This is a genomic window from Asticcacaulis endophyticus, assembly GCF_014652575.1.
In the GTDB taxonomy this organism is placed as follows: domain Bacteria; phylum Pseudomonadota; class Alphaproteobacteria; order Caulobacterales; family Caulobacteraceae; genus Asticcacaulis; species Asticcacaulis endophyticus.
The window spans coordinates 226,127-244,064 of record NZ_BMZB01000003.1; the positions used below are offsets into that span (position 1 = coordinate 226,127).

Below are 17,938 nucleotides of genomic sequence, written 5' to 3' on the forward strand. Positions count from 1 at the left end.
TTCCCAGCTTATCGGTATGATGCTATTGGCTCCAGCCGGCCCCAACCGGCGGATTATCTAATGGCCGCAATTCGCGGCACATGAAAACGACATCCAGCCAACGGTCAAGTTTGTAACCCGCATTGGGCAAGCGGCCAGTTTCTACAAAGCCCATGGATTTATGGACGGCAATGGAAGCCGCATTCTCACCATCACCAATTACGGCGATCATGGTGTAATAGCCAAGAGTTGTCGTCGTGGTGACCAATTCGGATAATAGCGCCTTTCCTATACCTTTTCCGTGGTGGTCCGGGTGGATATAGATGCTGTCTTCAATGCCGTAGCGGTATCCGGGCCGGGCTCGAAAGGGTGACGCATAGGCAAAGCCAAGCACATGATCAGCTTCCACAGCCACCAGATAAGGCAGGTCCATTTGGCGTATCTCATGCCAGCGCGACATCATCTCCTGCGGTGTGGCGGGTTCCAACGCGAAGGTGCCCGTCCCATAAAGGCAGTTATGGCCGTAAATTTCGGTTATGGCGGAAAAGTCCGCAAAGGTGGCTTTGCGGACTAAAATCGAATGTGAAACAGGCATTTACGCTTTCAGATATCCTTTATCGACGGCCCAGATAGCAAACGCATAATCAAAAGCAATTTCTTTCAGAAAGTCAAAGCGACCCGAAGCCCCGCCATGCCCCGCTTCCATATTGATCTTGAGCAACATCGGCGCCTGAGACGTATTAAATTCGCGTAGCTTGGAAATCCACTTCATAGGTTCCCAGTAGGTAACACGGGGGTCGCTAAGGCCGCCTGTTGCCAGCACTGGCGGATACGCCTTGGCGGCAATATTATCATAGGGGCTGTAGGAGGCGATATAATCGTAGGCGGCCTTATCCTCAATCGGATTGCCCCATTCCGGCCATTCAGGCGGGGTCAGGGGCAGGGAGGTATCGCTCATAGTGTTGAGCACGTCTACGAACGGCACAGCGCCAATCACACCAGCCCACAGGTCAGGCCGCATGTTGGTAATGGCCCCCATGAGCATCCCGCCGGCCGATCCGCCATAGGCCACTATACGGCCTTTTGAGCCATACCCCTTGGCCGTCAGGTGCTCGGCGCAGGCGATAAAATCGGTAAAGGTGTTCTTTTTCTTAAATTTACGGCCATCCATAAACCAGCCACGGCCTTTTTCAGAGCCGCCGCGAATATGGGCGGTGGCGTAAATCCAGCCACGGTTTACCAGGCTTAGGTTGCGGATAGAAAAAGCGGGCTCCATCGGGATGCCGTAGGAACCGTAACCGTAAAGCAGCAGCGGGGCCTTGCCGTCCAGCTTAACATCTTTTTTCATCAGGACGGTGACAGGGACATCAACACCATCCGGTGCCTTTGCGTACAGGCGCTTGGCGACATAGTCGTTCGGATTGTGACCAGACGGAATAACCTGCGTCTTGCGCAAGGTTTTTTGCCGGCTGTCCATGTCGTAGTCATAGGTCTGGGATGGCGTGGTCGGGGACGTGTAGGTGTAACGCATCACCGTCGTGTCGTATTCCAGTGAACCGCCTAACCCAAGGGCGTAGGCCTCTTCCTTAACGCCTATCTCGTGGTCGCTAAGGTCAGCTTTTTTCGTTACGATAATACGTGAATTGGCGTTTTCACGCTCAACCCTAACCAAGTGGCCCTTATAAAGGCTAAAGCCGGTGATGTAAGTGCCGGGACGGTGGGCGACCCACGGTTGCCAGGTTGATTTTGAAGGCATGGTGGCTGTGGACGTCATCAGCTTGAAATCTAAGGCATCATCAGCATTGGTAAGAATTACGAAGCGATCGTCCCAGTGATCGACCTCATACATGACACCGGTCACACGGGGTTCGACGCATACAGGCGCTTTTGTTGGGTCGGATGCCGGAATCAGCCAGACCTCTGAGGTTTCCTGATTGCCTATACTGATGATGATAAACTTATCGGATGACAGGCTGCCAACACCGATAAAGAAACCGGGGTCTTTTTCGTCATAGATCAGGACGTCTTCCCCGCCCTTGGCAGGACGGCGATAAATTTTTGAGGGGCGACCATTATCGTCCCGAAACGTCCAGAACAAATATTGAGAATCTGGCGAAAACACGAAATCACCCGTAGCGCTTTCGACGGGCTTGCCAAGCCGTTCTCCGGTCGCCAGATCCTTAACGTGTATTTTGTAGACCTCGGAGCCTTGGGTATCTTCGGACCAGGCATAAAGCTTGTGATCCGGGCTATGGGTAGTCGTGCCGGTCGCGTAATAGTCGAGGCCTTTAGCGGCAGCATCTTCGTCCAGCAAAATCTGCTCGTCGGCAGGCACCGCGGCAAAGGGGATGATTTCTTTGCTGATCTTGTCCTTGCTGCGTGGTTTTCTAGCATTAATCGGATGTTGTGCGCCGGCGTTGTAGCGTACATAGTATTCCCAGGCGCCATCGGCTGCGGGTACAGATGAATCGTCTTCCTTGATGCGGCCTTTCATTTCCTCAAACAATGTCGCCTGTAACGCTTCGGTAGGCTTTAGCATGTCTTTGGAATAGGCATTTTCAAGTGTCAGGTGATCCTTGACGTCGGTTTTAATGATATCAGGATCGCGCAAAACCTCCTGCCAGCGATCATCCTTCATCCAGTGATAGTCATCAGTACGACCGTATCCCAGTTGTTCGATTTTGAAGGGAACCTTTTTAGCCTTTGGGGCGGTAAGTTTAGACATATGACTTCCTGAAGCGGATAGGGCGGGTGTGGCACCAAAAGCAGAGTTGACCATAAATCCAACACTTATGCTGCTTACAAGCATGTTTCTGCGATTTATGCGGCTTTTCATGTGATGACACCTTTGTCAGATTGGCCATAAGGCCGGGGGATGAAAATGATCGAGCTTTGTAACGAGATTGCGACGCTTCTTAACTATCCGTCAAATGACGGTTTGGTAAGATTCACGACTGGCCTGCTTTTTCAAGGGCATATTGTTTATGGATGCTGATTTAACACTGGAACTGATTAAGGCAACGGTGCAAATCGATCAGCCTCTGGCCGATGGAAAGCGCATGGTCGGTACCGGTTTTCTCGTTTCCGTTCCGCGCGGCTATAATTCGGCTAATAATCCACCGGAAATTGTTCTGGTAACGGCTGCGCATGTGTTTGAAAAAATGCCGTCCAACGAAGTGCGCATTGGTTGGCGATTCGAAGGGGCTACGGGTAAATGGCAGTATGGCCCGTCTAAGCTGACGATTCGCTCCGATCGCGGGCCGTTGTGGGTGCAGCACGGCAAAGAAGATGTCGCGGTCATACCGGTCGAAGTGCCCGCGGCCTATAAAGATAATGTGGTTCCGGTCGCCTGGCTGGCTGATGAGAAGACCTTTACGGAATACCACATCGGTCCCGGTGATGAGATGATGACGCTGGGTTATCCCCATGGCTTATCGGCTAATCCGGCGGGTTTTCCTATTCTGCGGGCCGGGCGGGTGGCATCCTATCCGCTGACACCCAGCACGAACTATCCGACATTTCTCATTGATCTAACAGCTATTCCCGGAAATTCGGGTGGCCCGGTGTTCATGACCGACCGCACGATTCGTCATCCAGGGACCGAGCAGCCATCCCTGACCTTTATTGCCGGGATTTTGACCAAGCAGGTCGAGCAGGATAACCGTCGGCTTGAGCTTGGGTTGGTGACCCATGCGGTCTTTGTGCGCTCTACAATCGACAAGCTTTTAAAGTCGCAAGATGAAGAAGCCTTGCGCCAACGATTGGTTGTTCGCCCGGTTTCATCAGGGCCGCCGAAGACGCCGGATAATTCTACTGGCGATATCGTGCCCGATCCGACGCGTCCGACGAATAGCGGTGCCAAGCCATCAGGTGTAAAAACCTCAAAGCCTTAAACGCGGTTATTCCGGAAACACCGCTTCATAACTGAGGCTCTGGAGCGGTGCCGCCGTCATGAGGATCGCCGTCATATGCGAAGAGGCTGCGCTTAATATTTGCGAGGCATAGATTTCGTTCAATGCAATCTTGGTGTTGAGCCAGTCCGTGTCATCGTGGCCTTGGTCAATTAGTGTCTTAACGGCAACCGCCGCCTTTGCCAGCAACCATCCGCCGATAAGATCGCCGCTCAGCATAAGATAACGGTTTGCAGCGGTAGCAACCGATGCGCCGTCACTGGTTTTATTTTCAATAATCCATTTTGTGGCGGTTTTGAAAATTTCCAGAGCGGCTTTGATATGGAATACGTATTTAGATTCATTATGTTCTATGAAATGGCTTATGTCTTGAATAAGCTCCTGAGCCGCAAGACCATTATCCTGAGACAGTTTTCGACCGACCAGATCTGCAGCCTGAATGCCGTTGGTGCCTTCATAAATGGGCGCTATCCGGGCGTCACGATAGTGCTGGGCGGCGCCGGTTTCTTCGATGAACCCCATCCCTCCGTGTACCTGAACGCCGGCGGAGGCGACATCGCAGCCGACCTGCGTGCTCCATGCCTTGGCAATTGGAACCAGAAAATCTTCTCTGCGTTTGGCGCGCGAACGCTCACTTTCAGGCCCCTTACGGGCGCGGTCAAAAGCTTGCGCTGTCAGCAAGCATATGGCGCGTGCGGCTTCGATTTTAGCCTTTGATATCGCCAATGTCAGCCTGACATCAGGGTGATCATAGATGGGGGCGTTTGACGCACCCGTCAGGGCGGACTTGCCCTGACGGCGTTCATGGGCATAGGTTTGTGCCTGCTGCCAGGCCCGATCAGCGATCCCCACGCCTTGCGTGCCAACGGCCAGTCGGGCCGCGTTCATCATCACAAACATGGCGGCCAGCCCTTCATTGGGCGGCCCTACCATTTCAGCAAGAGCATCTTCATAGGCCATGACGCAGGTGGGAGACGCGTGAATGCCCATCTTGTGCTCAAGTCCGACCGCACGAACGGTGTTACGCTCTCCAATATGGCCGTTTTCATCGATCAGATATTTCGGGCACAGGAACAATGATATGCCTCTGGTGCCGGCAGGGGCGTCTGGTAGTCGCGCCAGAACCAGATGCACGATATTATCGCAGGCTTCGTGATCACCCCAGGTGATGAAGATTTTTTGTCCCGTCAAGCGATAAAGGCCCTCGCCAGTCGGGTGCGCTATAGTGGTCAGGGTCGACAGGTCTGAGCCAGACTGAGGTTCGGTCAGGTTCATGGTGCCGCACCACGCACCACTAACCAGCTTGGGCAGATAAATCGTTTTTTGGCGGGCGTTGCCATAGGCGCTGAGCGCTTCGATGGCGCCAAGGGTGAGGGTGGGGTTAAGCGTGAAGGCCATATTTGCAGAATGAAACAGCTCAAAACAGGCTTGCTCCAGCGTTTTAGGCAAGCCCTGACCGCCATGTTCAGGTTCGGCCGTGAGACCGTTCCAGCCGCCCTCAGCATAAACTTTCAAAGCCTCACCGAAACCCTCAGCGATAATGACCTGACCATTTTCCAGACGTGCGCCATGATGATCGCCAATGACGTTGATTGGGGCCAGAACATCACGCGCCAGATCGCCCGCAGCTTCCAAAACCGCGTTCACAATATCGCTGTCAAGGTCGGGGAAGCCTTTGCTTTGGTAGAATTCATCAATGCCTATAACCTGTTGCAGGCAAAAGCTGATATCTTTGATGCTGGGACGATATGACATTTTGGGCTTCCTCGGATGTGGCGGGTCTCAGGTGCGTCTTGACTAACGCTTAGATCTGACCTCATCCGTAGTATGAGCCACATAATAAAAAGATCAAGATAAGTTTACGTTCGCGTCACCTTAATATGTAACATATATAATTACATATTGGTCTTGATTTATGGGCCTCATTGTTCAATATGAGCTTCACTAAGCGCTCTGCCAATGAGGATGACCATGCCTGTTGAAACCTATAATCGTTACAGCCGCTGGCTTCACTGGCTGATTGCGGGCTTGATTATCTTTATGATCATTCTGGGTTGGCGGCTTGAGGATGAAGATGCGGGGCGCTTTGCCCGCTTTCAACTTCATAAATCTATCGGCATAACCATACTTTTTCTGAGCTTTATCAGGCTGGGACTACGTTTTGCCTATAAGGCCCCGCCAGAAGTCGATGGCCCGAAATGGCAGATGGCGGCCGCAAAAGCTGTCCATTGGGGATTTTATGTTGCCATGATTGGTTTGCCGCTGACGGGTTGGGCCATGGTATCTGCAAGCCCGATGGCCATCAAAACTGTGCTTTATGGCATTATGCCGTGGCCGCATTTACCGGTGCCGGCATCTGAGCAAGCTCATGATGCGTGGGAAGCGGCGCATGGCATTCTGGCCAAACTGATCACCTATGTGTTGATACCTTTGCACATAGGGGCCGCCCTTAAACATCATGTCATTGATAAGGATAATACCATCACCCGGATGGTTCCGGGACTAACACCGAAGCCGTTGTTGAATTGGCGCTGGATTATACCGGCGGCTACGGTTGGGATCGCCATCATATCGGGCGCGCTAATCTTTGGCGGCGCTAAACCTGAGACGCCTCCGACGTCTGAGGCGGTTACGGCTGATGTCGCGCCTGTTGAAGGCATTGCCTCAAGTTCTGAAGCTTCGGAAATGGTGAGCGCTGTCGCGGCCTCAGAAGTGTCAAGCCTGTCGGTGACGGCACCCGCAGTTACAAAATGGACGGTAGATAAGGCCAAAACCCGTCTCGATTTTGTAACGTCATTTCAGGGGGGCAATATCCGTGGACGTTTCAGCGACTACAGCGCTGACATTCGTTTCGACCCGGTCGCACTTGACACGTCTTCGATCAAGGTCGTCATCAACCTGAACTCTGTGAGTACAGATGATGCTGAGCGCGACAACACGCTTAAAAGCGATTCATTTTTCAATGTGGCCAGCCACCCAAAGGCTACATTCGAAGCCAAATCGTTCACAAAAATTTCTGAAACACGCTTTGTGGCCAAAGGTAAGCTAACCCTGCATGGACAGACAAAGTCCTTTGACCTGCCATTTAATCTTAAAATCACCGAATCTGGCGTAAAGAAAGTGGCCAATGTCACAGCACAGGCTGATTTGGACAGGCTTGGTTTTGGTGTGGGGTCCGGAGACTGGGCATCCACCGATCAGATCCCTGCCGACGTGAAGCTGGACTTCACTTTGAGTGCGTCTGCCGTGAAATAGGTTGAGGCCATCAGGGCGGTTTGGTATGGGCACGCTATGACTTCTGTTCGCGACGCCGTGACCGCCCTAAATGCCGGAAATCTCATCTTTTTGCCGACCGAAACCGTTTATGGTCTTGGGGCAAGTGCGGGGGATGCAGCGGCCGTTGCCAAGGTATATTCTGCAAAAGGCCGTCCGCATTTCAACCCTCTGATTGTTCATGTCGCTGATCTGGCGATAGCCGAAAGCCTTGCTTACTTTGACGACCGCGCGCGCGCGTTGGCTGGGGTGTTTTGGCCAGGCCCCCTGACGCTCGTTTTGCCCGCCAGAGATAATGGGCGGGTCAGTGATCTGGCGCGGGCTGGTCTGGATAGCGTGGCGGTACGGGTGCCCAGCCACCCTCTGGCTCTTGAGATATTGCAGGCCTTTGGTGGTGGCGTGGTGGCACCCTCTGCCAATCGCTCTGGTCGGCCTAGCCCAACCCGGTTCCGTGATGCCGTTGAGGAAACCGGCGCTTATGTGGCGGCGGCGATCGACGGCGGTGATTGCCAGATTGGCTTGGAATCCACGGTTGTCAGTCTGATGGACGGTGTTCGTTATCTGCGGGCCGGCGCTGTGACGCGCCAGCAAATAGAATCGGTTATTGGGCCTCTGGAAGGCGATGATCATGATGGGCACCGCTCCCCCGGACGTCTAACCCTGCATTACGCCCCTGATGCTAAGGTTGAGATTAACGTCACTCTTCCCGAACCGGGCTGCGCGTATCTGGCATTTGGTCCGACCAGTTATACTGGCCCGGTGTTCCAACTTAGCGCTTCATCTGATCTATCAGAAGCGGCATCTAACCTTTTTAAATCATTAAGGGATGCAGACAAACTTAATCCCTCTAAAATTTGCGTCGCCCCCATCCCGGATCACGGACTCGGTGAAGCTATTAATGATCGGTTGAAGCGCGCATCTGGGTTTATTGGTTAGGATTTTAGTGGCGGTTGGTGGCGTGAAAACACCCACTCCGCTGGTGTCGATTGATCGGCCTGAAACCTGTAGCCATCGGTATCGAAAGCCTTGACCTGTTCGATGTCTTCGATGCGATTGTCGATGACGTAACGCGCCATCAAACCGCGTGCGCGTTTGGCAAAGAATGACACGATGCGCGCCTTGCCGTCTTTTTCATCTAGAAACCGCGTATTGATAACCGTAAGCTTCATCGCCTTGGTAAGCGCGGCCTTAGCATACTCCTGACTTGCCAGATTAAGTATCGTGTCCGCCTTTACGGCCCTGGCATCCTTAAGAAGTGCGTTGGCAATATCATCGCCCCAGTAGGCATACAGAGATTTACCCTTATCTGTCGGCAGGGATGTCCCCATTTCGAGGCGATAGGGACGCATCTGATCAAGCGGTCTCAGTACGCCATAAAGACCGGATAATATGCGAACATGATCCTGCATCCATATCAGGTCGGTCTGATTAAGTTCGCGCGCCTTGAGACCATCGTAGACGTCGCCATCAAATATCATGGCGGCAGGCAGTACCTCCTGACGCGTAAACCTCTGATAGCGGCGGTAATTTAACTCCGCCAGATCATCCGATATGTCCATTAATCCGCGCAAATCATCCGGACTTTTAGTTTTCATAACGGCCAGAAGATCTTTGGTATGAGCGGAAAATCGCGGTGAGGTGGGTTTAACCCAATCGGCTACAGGGGATGTATTGAGCGATTTGGCTGGGGATAACAGTATGAGCATGAACACTTTTTATACTGATTTGACCTAATGCGTCATCTTAGTTTTTAAACGCAGACCGTATTTTCCGGGCTTTATTTTGCCGCCCTGAGCTGGCCACCCTGAGTTTGGCGCCCTGTCTGCGTAGTTTTGGCGTATTAATCATATACACACAGATAAAGCGTAGCTTTTTCAAGCTGCGCACGGGGAGCTTTTACACATGTCTCTGGGGACGGTACTGATTTTAGAAGATAGTCGCGTACAGGCTCAGTTGATTTCCCGCATACTTGAGGGATTAGGGTGCTTAACCCTTGTAAGCCATGACCTGAAGACGGCCTATTCCATGATACGGGATTTCAAGGTCGATCTAATGCTGCTGGATGTCTATGTCAGCGACGGCAATACTTTGAAATATATGCCTAACCTGAGAGATCGAGCGCCTGATGTGCCGGTGGCGATTATGACATCGGGCGGCGCTGGCGGGGCTGTGCTTGAGGAAACTCTGGCTATGGCGCGTCAGGCAAAGGCCGATTTTGTGCTGGCCAAGCCGTTCACGCCACAAGCCATCGCGAATATCCTTACTCAGACCAAGCTTATTCAGGCGACCCCCTTACGCAGGCGTCATATGCTGGTCATAGACGACTGCCGTGTTGTCCGAAAGCTGGTGACCGCAGCGCTTGATGACAAAGGTTACCGCGTCAGTGAGGCAGCATCTATGGAAGAGGCACTCGAACGCGTTGATATCGCCCACGTTGATGTGGTGATAACGGACATCTTCATGCCGGGCATGGGCGGGCTGGAAGGGATCAACATCATCCGCAGCCAATGGCCTGAAGTTCACGTTATCGCCATGTCGGCCGGCGCTGAACTTGAACAGCTTGACTGCATGAAAGCTTTATCAGCGGCCCGCAAAATTGGGGCAACGGCGCAGTTGCCTAAACCGTTTACCGCGTCAGATTTGACGATGTTGGTTGATGCCGTTTTATCTGAAAAGTTTTTAGCGGCTTAAAGTCTGGTGGGCATCTGGATTAACTTCAAGCTAAGCCTGTTGATGTAGTTTAAGGCGCTGGGCATCCATGCCCCCTGTTTTGTGTGAGTGTTGCGTGATGTCAGCCGGTACGGTCCTTGTGCTCGAAGATAGCCGCACGCAGGCGCAATTGATTTCCAAAATGATGGAAAAGCTGGGGTGGTCGACACTGTTGTGCTTTGACCATGACGCCGTTTTTGAGGCGCTAAGGCACAGAACGGTCGATCTGATGCTGCTGGATGTCTATATCGGCACCGAAAATACCCTTATGCTCATGCCGGATTTTCGCAAACTCAGTGCCGGTGTGCCGATCGCGGTCATGAGTGCTGGCGGCGCAGGTGGTCAGGTTTTGAAGGCAACCCTCAACATGGCCCGTCGGGCTCAGGCAGATTTTGTTATCGGTAAGCCGTTCGCAATCTCTGACATCAAAGCCATCATCGACAAGGTCAATATTTTACGTAATGCGCCCCAAAGGTCGCGGCATATTCTGGTGATCGACGATTCCGGCACGACGCGTAAGTTGGTAGCATCAACCCTGTCGAAAGAAGGCTATCAGATTTCGGAAGCGCAAACGGTCGAAGAGGCGTTTGTGCGCATTGATATTGCCCATGTTGACATGATTATCACCGACATTTTTATGCCCGGCATGGGCGGCATCGAAGGCATTTCGGTTATTCACGACACCTGGCCGCAAGCGCGAATTATCGCCATGTCCGGTGAGGATTCTGTCGATTCGGCTCAAAAACATGAGAAGGCCAGTGCGCTAAAGCAGGCGGTGAATAACGGGGCTAATGCATCTCTGACTAAACCTTTCCGACCGATTGATCTTGCGCAACTGGTCGATAAGGTTTTCAGCGATAGCGCCTTGCTGATTGAAGGCTGATCAGAACAAGACGTGCGGATTCATGATAAGCCCGCGCTCAAAAAGCGAAGCGTTAGCGCGCTAAAATAAAGCGCATTTCAGAATTAAAACAGTACATGCGGGTTCATGATCCGCTTAGGGTCGAGCGCCAGACGTACCGCGCGCATGACGGCAACGGCGGTAGGATCTTTGTATAAAAGTGCTTCCTGAGTTTTCATGCGGCCAAGACCATGCTCAGCCGAAATTGAGCCTTCATACTGGTGCACCAGATCATGAACCACTTTGGAACCTTCGTCACGTAAGTCATTGAAGGCTTTGGCGTCCATATCTTCCGGGACTATGACGTTAAAGTGAACATTGCCATCGCCAACGTGGCCGAACGCCACCAGTCGGGCGCCGGGCAGAAAGGCTTCGATCGCCTTGGCGCCTTCTTCCATATATTCGGCCATGCGTGACAACGGTACGGAAATGTCATGTTTCCAGGCCGCACCCTCTACCTTTTCGGCAGCCGAGTGTTCTTCGCGCAGACGCCAGAACGCCGCCGCCTGAGTATCATTTTGCGCAATAGCGGCATCAAGGATAAGTTCTTCCTCAAATGCTGCCCCCAGCAGGCGCTCCATTGAGGTTTCGGCTCCTTCAGGATCGCCGGATGCCACCTCGATCAGGGCATACCACGGATACACACCCTCAAGCGGTTCGCGGGTGTCTGGGATGTTCTTGAGCACCAGCGACAGGCCGTAGCGGCCCATCAGTTCAAACGCTTCGACCTGACCGCCCGTTTCCTGTTTGGCGCGGGCCAGAAGATCAATGGCTTTTTGTGAGGTTTCAAACCCGACAATAGCCACCGAACGCGAATTCATAACCGGAAACAGCTTTAGCGACGCCGCCGTGATGATACCCAATGTGCCTTCGGCGCCGATGAACATCTGCTTAAGGTCGTAGCCGGTATTGTCTTTGCGCAGGCGCTTGAGGCCACGGAAAATATCACCATTGGGCAAAACCACCTCAAGACCGGACACCAGATCGCGGGTCACGCCGTAGCGCAGAACGGCTGTGCCGCCCGCATTGGTGCTGATGACGCCGCCGATCGTGGCCGTACCCTCAGCCGCCAGAGATAACGGGAAGTGACGTCCGGCTTTCTCAGCTATCTGTTGTGCTTCCAACAGGGTGATGCCAGCCTCCAGCACCATAGTGTCATCGGTTGGCGCGACATCACGGACGGTGCGCATGCGCTCCAGCGACACCAGAATTTCGCCAAATGGAATCTGACCGCCGACCAGCCCAGTATTGCCGCCTTGCGGGGTAATGGCCACGCCATGCTCATAGCAAATCCTGACGACTTTAGAGAGTTCCTCTGTCGTTTTCGGCAAAACGAGAAGGGGGGTATGTCCCTTCCACTTGCCGCGCCATTCAGTCAATTTGGCTTCGACGCGTAAAGAGTCTTCACTATAGCCACCTTCGCCCAGTACGGACTTGATCTCTGCCAGAATTTCGGGTGCAACCGGTGGACATTCAGCAAATTGGGCGGCAGCGGTCATGGCAAGGTATCCCTAAAAGCAGCGCTGTTGTAAGTGTTTGGCTTATAAGGGTTGGGGTTTATACGGAGAATCTGTAAGTGCAAGTCAAAATTCACTATCCGATACCGGCGATAGGCGTTGTATGCTGGCGAGGTGATGAGGTCTTGCTGATCCGTCGCGGGCGAGCTCCTCGCCAAGGCCAATGGTCGATCCCCGGTGGCAAGATGGATCGGTTTGAGCCGATCTCTCAAACCGCGTTGCGGGAATTGCGTGAGGAAACCGGCATTGAGGCTGAACTTGGCCCCTTGATCGAAGTTTATGAGATTATGGAACCGCCCTCCGAGGCGTGCCAGGATGGGTTTCACTATGTGCTTATTGATTATCTGGCGCGCTGGCTGGCTGGAGAGCCTGTGGCCGGTGACGATGCGGATCAGGCATGTTTTGTGACCCTTGAGGCGGCATTGAATTTGGTCGTTGAAGATGACCTTAAGGATGTGCTGCTGAAATCGCATGCACTGATGGGGGCTCGGCAGACCGATTAGGCTTTGAAATTGTGTGATTTAGGGTAGAGTTGAGGCGGGCAAAACAAGGCAAGAGGGAACCCCTGAATGTTCGTAAGTGCATTTTCCGCAGTCATCCTTATTCTGGCGATCGTCATCGCCTTCAGCATCATCAAGATCGTGCCGCAGGGGCGCGAGTTTACGGTTGAGCGTTTTGGCCGCTATACCCGCACCTTGAAGCCCGGCATTTCCTTCCTGACGCCCTTCGTTGAAAGCATTGGCCGGCGGGTCAATATGATGGAGCGCGTGGTCGATGTGCCCCAACAGGAGGTGATCACTAAGGACAACGTGGTGGTTAAGGTCGATGGCATCGTCTTTACGCAGGTGATGGATGCGGCGGCTGCGGCGTACCGCGTCGATAACCTTGATAATGCGGTCACACAATTGGCCATGACGAACTTGCGGACCGTGGTAGGTGGCATGGAACTGGATGAGGTACTGTCTCAGCGTGATTCCATAAATTCGCGTCTTCTGACCGTAATTGATCAGGCGACCAGCCCGTGGGGTGTAAAAGTAAATCGCATTGAAATCAAAGATTTGAAACCGCCTCTTGATATCACAGATTCGATGGCCCGCCAGATGAAAGCTGAACGTGAGCGCCGTGCCCAGATCATTGAAGCGGATGGTGACAAACAGGCTGCTATCACCCGCGCTGAGGGCAATAAGCAGGCAACGGTGCTTGAGGCTGAAGGGCGACGGGAGGCCGCCTATCGTGATGCCGAAGCCCGCGAACGCGCTGCCGAAGCTGAGGCCAAGGCGACGGAAATGGTGTCCGAAGCGATCGCTAAGGGCGATGTCAACGCTATCAACTATTTCATTGCGCAAAAGTACGTTGAGGCGTTCGGCAAGTTTGCAATGTCCCCGAACACTAAGACCATCATCCTGCCGACCGAGCTGTCCAGTCTGGCCGGGACCGTAGGTGGGGTTACCGAACTGGTTAAGTCCCTGACCAATGATCAAGCTTCAGCTAAAAAGTAAGGACAGGAGATTAACATGCCTGATTTTGCAACGCTTTTGACATCTGAGACGCTGGGCATGCAGGCCTTTTGGGTATGGTTGACCCTGGGTGTCATTGTGCTTGGTCTTGAGATTATGTTGGGTACGGAATGGCTGCTTTGGCCTGCGGCCTCAGCTGGGGTTGTGGCCTTGCTGACCCTGACAGGGTTGCCTATCGGTTTTGTGTTTCAGGTAATTATCTTTTCTGTCCTGACACTTACCCTGTCGATATTGTCGCGTCGCTTTATGAAAAAGGACGCGCCGGCGGGTGATATTAATGATCCCGGCCAGCGTTTAGTCGGTAAGACAGCCACTGTGCTTGAAGGCTTTGGTGGCTCACATGAAGGCCGCGTGATCTATGACGGCGTAGAGTGGCCAGCGGTCATTGAAGGGGATGAGGACGCTAAGCTCAAGGCGCGCGAATCTGTGAAAATCGTGAAAGTCAGTGAAGGCAAGCTGGTGATTTCACGCGCCGCCTGAATGCGCGTCATTAGGGAACTTTTTACCGATTCGTCCAAAGCTCGATTTATCGAGTGAACTGGCTTCGGGGGCGGGAATGAGGCTTTTCTATAAAGTTTTTGCGGTATTTGCACTTTTGCTTGCGCCCAGCCTAAGTGTCGCCGGTGCCTGGCCGCATGAAAGCGGTCGCGGACAGGTCATAATTAAGCTGGAGCCGTCCACGGCCGATAAAGGCTTTGATGGTGATGGCAATAAGGCGTCTATTGGCAAGTGGGATACGCGCAATGTCTCGGTCTACAGCGATTATGGTCTTAATGATCGCGTAACTGTGTATGCTAAGGCTGATTATCAGGACTTTAAAACCGATAGCACGTCCTATTCGGGGTTGGGGTCTGTTGAGATTGGTGGCCGCATAACTGTGGCGAAGACAGATACCGCCATATTAGCGGTGGGCGCGGGTGTCGAAGGGCTGGGCAAGGGCCGGCGCAGTGATTTTGATCAGGCAACATCCAAAGGTACCGATACCGAGATGCGCGCCTATGGTGGCAAGAGTTTCAAGATCGCAGGCAAGGACGCCTTCCTTGATGTGCAGGTGGCGAAACGCTGGCGCGAAAAAGAAGCCGATCAGGTGCGTGTCGATGCGACGGTTGGTATTAAACCCGATCCGAAATGGATGGTCATGGCGCAAGTCTATGCCGGGCAAACCGATAAGGAAGCCTGGGGGCGCGCCAAATGGACAAACGCCGAGGTAAGCGTTGTGCGCCATTTCGGAGGCAGGCAGGATATCAGCGTACAACTGAGCGCACGCCAAACCCTGTCGGGTGAAAATGTCCCACAGGTAAAAGCTTTATCCTTATCAATATGGAAGCGATTTTAGCTACTGTGGTTTCTTAGCCGTTTCGACCGCTATATAGGCCAGCAGGTTCTCACGGTCCTTAGCGTCTTTGATGCCTAAAAATGCCATCTTGGTGCCTGGAACCGCGTCGCGCGGCTTGGTTAGGAACGCATCGAGCGTGGCGAAATCCCAAGTCACATTATGGGCTTTCATAGCGTCTGAATAAGGATAGCTGCCTTCGGTGCCGGCTTTTCGACCCAATACTCCGTACAGATGAGGGCCGGTCGTGGTCGCGGTCGTCTCAATCAGCACATGGCACGAACGGCATTTGCCAAACTGCTTTTTACCTTCTTCGAGGTTGGCGGTATTATATGGTGCGGGCAGTGATGCCAGTACCTGAGCTTTTTCAGCTTCGGTCAACGGTTCTACGGGGGCTGGTGCCGAAGCTTCTGAATTTTGCGCAGATTTTGGCGCCGGTTCACAGGCGGTTAGCATCAATGCAAGGCCCACCGTTAAAACTCTTGATTTTACCCCGAAGTGCATGTCCTGACCTCATCCCAACCTATGAATTATATGGTTTCTACAAGACAGTTCGGGCTTTGGCGAGCGCGAAAGTGTAGTCATTGCATTTCTCAATAATGTGATCTGTTACCGGCGGTTACGGGCTTTTCGATAGCTGGGTTTTGCGCCTAAAGTCAGTTTTACTTGAACACAAGTTAATCATTTCCACCCAGGATTGATTTGCCTGACTGTAGTGATGGAGAAACTTGATGTCCGCCACACGTTCCTTGCCGACCGATTCGCCGTTTTTACCTCGAACTATGATCGAGCATTCGGCCATGTATACGCGAGCTATGGAAAAACTGGTTCAGGTCGTTCAAGCCCTTTCCAATGCCCGCGATCTCAACACCGTAATTCGTATCGCGCGCGATGCCGCACGAGAGTTATTGGATGCGGATGGGACGACGTTTGTGCTGCGTGAGGGGGATAAGTGCTTTTACGCCGATGAAAACGCCATCGCCCCTTTGTGGAAAGGTAAGCGCTTCCCTATGCACCTGTGCGTCAGCGGTTGGGTGATGACCAACCGTAAGCCGGTCATTATCGAGGATATTTATACCGATCCGCGGGTGCCTCACGAAGCGTACCGGCATACTTTCGTCCAAAGCCTTGCCATGGCCCCCATACGCCGTGACGACCCCATAGGTGCTATCGGGGCTTATTGGGCGGTAACTCAGCAGCCATCGGAAGAAGAGATGATGATCTTACAGGCACTGTCCGATACCGTATCTGTGGCAATGGAAAATGTACTGGTTTATGCCGATTTGAAGCAAAATTTTGAACTGCTACGTCATCAGCAGGCGCGTATAGCCAAACAGCAGGATATTCTGAATGCACTGCCCGATGCCGCGCATTCAGCGGGGCGGACGACCCGCGAGAACATTAGTTACACAGACCTGATTGTTCCAGACGATGAGACAGGCGGTGCTGCTGTAGTGCCAAACCCATTAACGGCAGCAAAGCCCGCACGGTTAGCGACTTTTTTAATGTTTGATGGCAAGGCCGAAGAGGCCATGACCTTTTATGTGTCTTTGTTCAGAGACTCTGCTGTCAATTCGGTGACCCGATATAGCGCCAGCGAAGCCGGACGAGAAGGCGGCATAATGCACGCCAGCTTTACCCTGAACGGTGTGCCGTTCATGTGCATCGATTCGAGTGTACGTCATGAATTCGGATTCACCCCGGCCATATCGCTATATATGACCTGCGAGGATGAGGTCGAGATAGATCGGCTGTATAGCGACCTTTCAGAAGGCGGGGAGTCTTTGATGTCACTGGCAGATTACGGCTTTAGTCGCAAGTTCGGCTGGGTGAAGGATCGCTTCGGTGTCTCCTGGCAACTCAATCTGCCATAAGGTTAAGACCGGCGGTATCCATCATCCTGATCCTGAGTGTTTAGGATTTCCTCGGCGCCATCGACGTAGACGAGCAATTCTATATCGTCGTCTTCCGCGTCACCGGCCTCAACGCGATTAACAATAGCCGGGCCGCCATAACGTTCGCGAAATTCAGGGTCTGAGATTCGGTGATTTATGGCTGGCACCGCTGTAAAGCGAAAATCATCTGAAGCGTAAATTTCTTCGCCGGTATTTTTATCGAAGAAACGATGGCTGTAGGTGGTCATGGTCGTCTCCCGTGAAGGCTCTACAGAGCGTAGCTTACGCCATATTGTTTTGGGATGCGATGCGACGTGTGCGCACATAAAGAAAATGTGAGCCCTTAGACATAAGCCTGCGCGGGTATGGCGCAGGCTTATGCAGGCCAGATTTACGGATTGACGAAATCGTCGCCTTTTTTGTCTTTCTTTTGTTCGGTTAGCAGCTCAACATCCTTAGCCGTTATGATGCCGCTCTTATCGGCATCATGGCGGTTAAACATGGCATGGCCTGAGACCTGATATTCCTCAAACGTCATGGCGGCATCTTTGTTGGTATCGAGTACGCCAAAGCGCACCTTGGCCTGACGCATTTGGCGCTGGTACTGCTCTTTTTTCTTTTCAGCGTCGGTGACGGATTCGAGTTGCTTATTCAGGCGGGCCTCGTATTCACCGACATATTCAGCTTCGGTCAGGCTTGCGTCCCCATTGGCGTCCATGCGCTTGAAGTGGTCGGCGCGTTCCACGTCGAACTCTGCCAGCGTGACCTGGCCGTCCTTATTGGTGTCCTGTTCTTCGATGAATATCGTCGTCTGATGCGAGGCGGCGAAGGCCTGTGATCCGGCCGTCAAGACCATAAGGACGGCTAATCCGGTGAGAATTTTCATAATATTATCCAATATTT

General features: G+C 52.8%; 18 protein-coding genes. 10 read left to right on the plus strand and 8 right to left on the minus strand.

Annotated features, from left to right (window positions below):
• Positions 1 to 22: 22 nt before the first annotated feature.
• Both IE102_RS12130 and IE102_RS12135 read right to left on the minus strand, forming a co-directional pair.
• The gene (locus IE102_RS12130) at positions 23 to 574 is read right to left on the minus strand and encodes a GNAT family N-acetyltransferase (RefSeq protein ID WP_189487005.1); all 552 of its coding nucleotides are present in this window, start codon (positions 572 to 574) and stop codon (positions 23 to 25) included.
• Positions 575 to 2,803: a S9 family peptidase gene (locus IE102_RS12135; RefSeq protein WP_373295607.1), complete on the minus strand. Its 2,229-nt coding sequence runs from the start codon at positions 2,801 to 2,803 to the stop codon at positions 575 to 577.
• Positions 2,804 to 2,963: 160 nt separating this feature from the next.
• Between IE102_RS12135 and IE102_RS12140 the strand changes: the two genes are divergently transcribed.
• Positions 2,964 to 3,872 carry a trypsin-like serine peptidase gene (locus IE102_RS12140; RefSeq protein ID WP_189487010.1) on the plus strand — a complete coding sequence of 303 codons (909 nt, stop codon included), beginning with the start codon at positions 2,964 to 2,966 and terminating at the stop codon, positions 3,870 to 3,872.
• Between the two features lie 6 nt (positions 3,873 to 3,878).
• On the opposite strand, the gene IE102_RS12145 is transcribed toward IE102_RS12140, so the two are convergent.
• Positions 3,879 to 5,645: an acyl-CoA dehydrogenase family protein gene (locus tag IE102_RS12145; protein ID WP_189487013.1), complete on the minus strand. Its 1,767-nt coding sequence runs from the start codon at positions 5,643 to 5,645 to the stop codon at positions 3,879 to 3,881.
• A 216-nt stretch (positions 5,646 to 5,861) separates the two neighbouring features.
• Between IE102_RS12145 and IE102_RS12150 the strand changes: the two genes are divergently transcribed.
• Together IE102_RS12150 and IE102_RS12155 are read left to right on the plus strand one after the other, a co-directional pair.
• Positions 5,862 to 7,145 (plus strand): cytochrome b/b6 domain-containing protein, encoded by a 1,284-nt coding sequence (locus IE102_RS12150; protein ID WP_189487015.1) that lies wholly within the window; start codon positions 5,862 to 5,864, stop codon positions 7,143 to 7,145.
• 36 nt (positions 7,146 to 7,181) lie between these two features.
• The gene (locus tag IE102_RS12155) at positions 7,182 to 8,099 is read left to right on the plus strand and encodes an L-threonylcarbamoyladenylate synthase (RefSeq protein WP_189487018.1); all 918 of its coding nucleotides are present in this window, start codon (positions 7,182 to 7,184) and stop codon (positions 8,097 to 8,099) included.
• Here the strand turns inward: IE102_RS12155 and yaaA are convergent.
• Positions 8,096 to 8,869, minus strand: coding sequence for a peroxide stress protein YaaA (gene yaaA / locus IE102_RS12160; protein ID WP_189487021.1), 774 nt, complete (start codon positions 8,867 to 8,869; stop codon positions 8,096 to 8,098). The two genes, IE102_RS12155 and yaaA, sit on opposite strands and share 4 nt — an antisense overlap.
• 196 nt (positions 8,870 to 9,065) lie before the next feature.
• Here yaaA and IE102_RS12165 point away from each other — a divergent pair, with 196 nt between their 5' ends.
• Both IE102_RS12165 and IE102_RS12170 read left to right on the plus strand, forming a co-directional pair.
• Complete coding sequence (locus IE102_RS12165) at positions 9,066 to 9,854, plus strand: response regulator (RefSeq protein WP_189487024.1); 789 nt, start codon at positions 9,066 to 9,068, stop codon at positions 9,852 to 9,854.
• Between the two features lie 97 nt (positions 9,855 to 9,951).
• Positions 9,952 to 10,755: a response regulator gene (locus IE102_RS12170; RefSeq protein WP_189487027.1), complete on the plus strand. Its 804-nt coding sequence runs from the start codon at positions 9,952 to 9,954 to the stop codon at positions 10,753 to 10,755.
• Positions 10,756 to 10,838: 83 nt separating this feature from the next.
• Here the strand turns inward: IE102_RS12170 and IE102_RS12175 are convergent, their stop codons facing one another.
• Positions 10,839 to 12,272 (minus strand): FAD-binding oxidoreductase, encoded by a 1,434-nt coding sequence (locus IE102_RS12175; protein WP_189487030.1) that lies wholly within the window; start codon positions 12,270 to 12,272, stop codon positions 10,839 to 10,841.
• Between the two features lie 77 nt (positions 12,273 to 12,349).
• On the opposite strand from IE102_RS12175, the gene IE102_RS12180 reads away from it, so the two are divergent.
• The 4 genes from IE102_RS12180 to IE102_RS12195 all read left to right on the plus strand — a co-directional run bounded on the left by IE102_RS12180 (position 12,350) and on the right by IE102_RS12195 (position 15,143).
• Entirely contained in the window at positions 12,350 to 12,793 is a 444-nt protein-coding gene (locus IE102_RS12180) for an NUDIX hydrolase (RefSeq protein ID WP_189487032.1), read from the plus strand.
• A 66-nt stretch (positions 12,794 to 12,859) separates the two neighbouring features.
• The gene (locus IE102_RS12185) at positions 12,860 to 13,789 is read left to right on the plus strand and encodes an SPFH domain-containing protein (RefSeq protein WP_189487035.1); all 930 of its coding nucleotides are present in this window, start codon (positions 12,860 to 12,862) and stop codon (positions 13,787 to 13,789) included.
• Positions 13,790 to 13,804: 15 nt separating this feature from the next.
• On the plus strand, positions 13,805 to 14,287 hold the full coding sequence (locus IE102_RS12190) for an NfeD family protein (protein WP_189487038.1): 483 nt from the start codon (positions 13,805 to 13,807) through the stop codon (positions 14,285 to 14,287).
• A gap of 76 nt (positions 14,288 to 14,363) precedes the next feature.
• The gene (locus IE102_RS12195) at positions 14,364 to 15,143 is read left to right on the plus strand and encodes a hypothetical protein (RefSeq protein WP_189487040.1); all 780 of its coding nucleotides are present in this window, start codon (positions 14,364 to 14,366) and stop codon (positions 15,141 to 15,143) included.
• On the opposite strand, the gene IE102_RS12200 is transcribed toward IE102_RS12195, so the two are convergent.
• On the minus strand, positions 15,144 to 15,596 hold the full coding sequence (locus IE102_RS12200; protein WP_229807731.1) for a c-type cytochrome: 453 nt from the start codon (positions 15,594 to 15,596) through the stop codon (positions 15,144 to 15,146). It abuts the gene before it with no gap.
• A 275-nt stretch (positions 15,597 to 15,871) separates the two neighbouring features.
• On the opposite strand from IE102_RS12200, the gene IE102_RS17885 reads away from it, so the two are divergent.
• Positions 15,872 to 17,014, plus strand: a complete 1,143-nt coding sequence (locus tag IE102_RS17885) for a VOC family protein (protein WP_229807732.1) — start codon at positions 15,872 to 15,874, stop codon at positions 17,012 to 17,014.
• Between the two features lie 2 nt (positions 17,015 to 17,016).
• Here IE102_RS17885 and IE102_RS12215 read toward each other — a convergent pair whose 3' ends face one another.
• A complete protein-coding gene (locus tag IE102_RS12215; protein WP_189487046.1) occupies positions 17,017 to 17,283 on the minus strand; it encodes a hypothetical protein in 267 nt (88 codons plus the stop codon).
• 143 nt (positions 17,284 to 17,426) lie between these two features.
• On the minus strand, positions 17,427 to 17,921 hold the full coding sequence (locus tag IE102_RS12220) for a hypothetical protein (RefSeq protein ID WP_189487049.1): 495 nt from the start codon (positions 17,919 to 17,921) through the stop codon (positions 17,427 to 17,429).
• Between the last annotated feature and the right edge of the window lie 17 nt (positions 17,922 to 17,938).

Excerpts from the sequence above, each read along its gene's own strand:
- IE102_RS12130 (WP_189487005.1), bottom strand. The coding sequence starts at position 574 with ATGCCTGTTTCACATTCGATTTTAGTCCGCAAAGCCACCTTTGCGGAC.
- IE102_RS12140 (WP_189487010.1), top strand. The coding sequence starts at position 2,964 with ATGGATGCTGATTTAACACTGGAACTGATTAAGGCAACGGTGCAAATC.
- IE102_RS12145 (WP_189487013.1), bottom strand. The coding sequence starts at position 5,645 with ATGTCATATCGTCCCAGCATCAAAGATATCAGCTTTTGCCTGCAACAG.
- IE102_RS12150 (WP_189487015.1), top strand. The coding sequence starts at position 5,862 with ATGCCTGTTGAAACCTATAATCGTTACAGCCGCTGGCTTCACTGGCTG.
- IE102_RS12155 (WP_189487018.1), top strand. The coding sequence starts at position 7,182 with ATGACTTCTGTTCGCGACGCCGTGACCGCCCTAAATGCCGGAAATCTC.
- yaaA (WP_189487021.1), bottom strand. The coding sequence starts at position 8,869 with ATGCTCATACTGTTATCCCCAGCCAAATCGCTCAATACATCCCCTGTA.
- IE102_RS12165 (WP_189487024.1), top strand. The coding sequence starts at position 9,066 with ATGTCTCTGGGGACGGTACTGATTTTAGAAGATAGTCGCGTACAGGCT.
- IE102_RS12170 (WP_189487027.1), top strand. The coding sequence starts at position 9,952 with ATGTCAGCCGGTACGGTCCTTGTGCTCGAAGATAGCCGCACGCAGGCG.
- IE102_RS12175 (WP_189487030.1), bottom strand. The coding sequence starts at position 12,272 with ATGACCGCTGCCGCCCAATTTGCTGAATGTCCACCGGTTGCACCCGAA.
- IE102_RS12185 (WP_189487035.1), top strand. The coding sequence starts at position 12,860 with ATGTTCGTAAGTGCATTTTCCGCAGTCATCCTTATTCTGGCGATCGTC.
- IE102_RS12190 (WP_189487038.1), top strand. The coding sequence starts at position 13,805 with ATGCCTGATTTTGCAACGCTTTTGACATCTGAGACGCTGGGCATGCAG.
- IE102_RS12195 (WP_189487040.1), top strand. The coding sequence starts at position 14,364 with ATGAGGCTTTTCTATAAAGTTTTTGCGGTATTTGCACTTTTGCTTGCG.
- IE102_RS12200 (WP_229807731.1), bottom strand. The coding sequence starts at position 15,596 with ATGCTAACCGCCTGTGAACCGGCGCCAAAATCTGCGCAAAATTCAGAA.
- IE102_RS17885 (WP_229807732.1), top strand. The coding sequence starts at position 15,872 with ATGTCCGCCACACGTTCCTTGCCGACCGATTCGCCGTTTTTACCTCGA.
- IE102_RS12215 (WP_189487046.1), bottom strand. The coding sequence starts at position 17,283 with ATGACCACCTACAGCCATCGTTTCTTCGATAAAAATACCGGCGAAGAA.
- IE102_RS12220 (WP_189487049.1), bottom strand. The coding sequence starts at position 17,921 with ATGAAAATTCTCACCGGATTAGCCGTCCTTATGGTCTTGACGGCCGGA.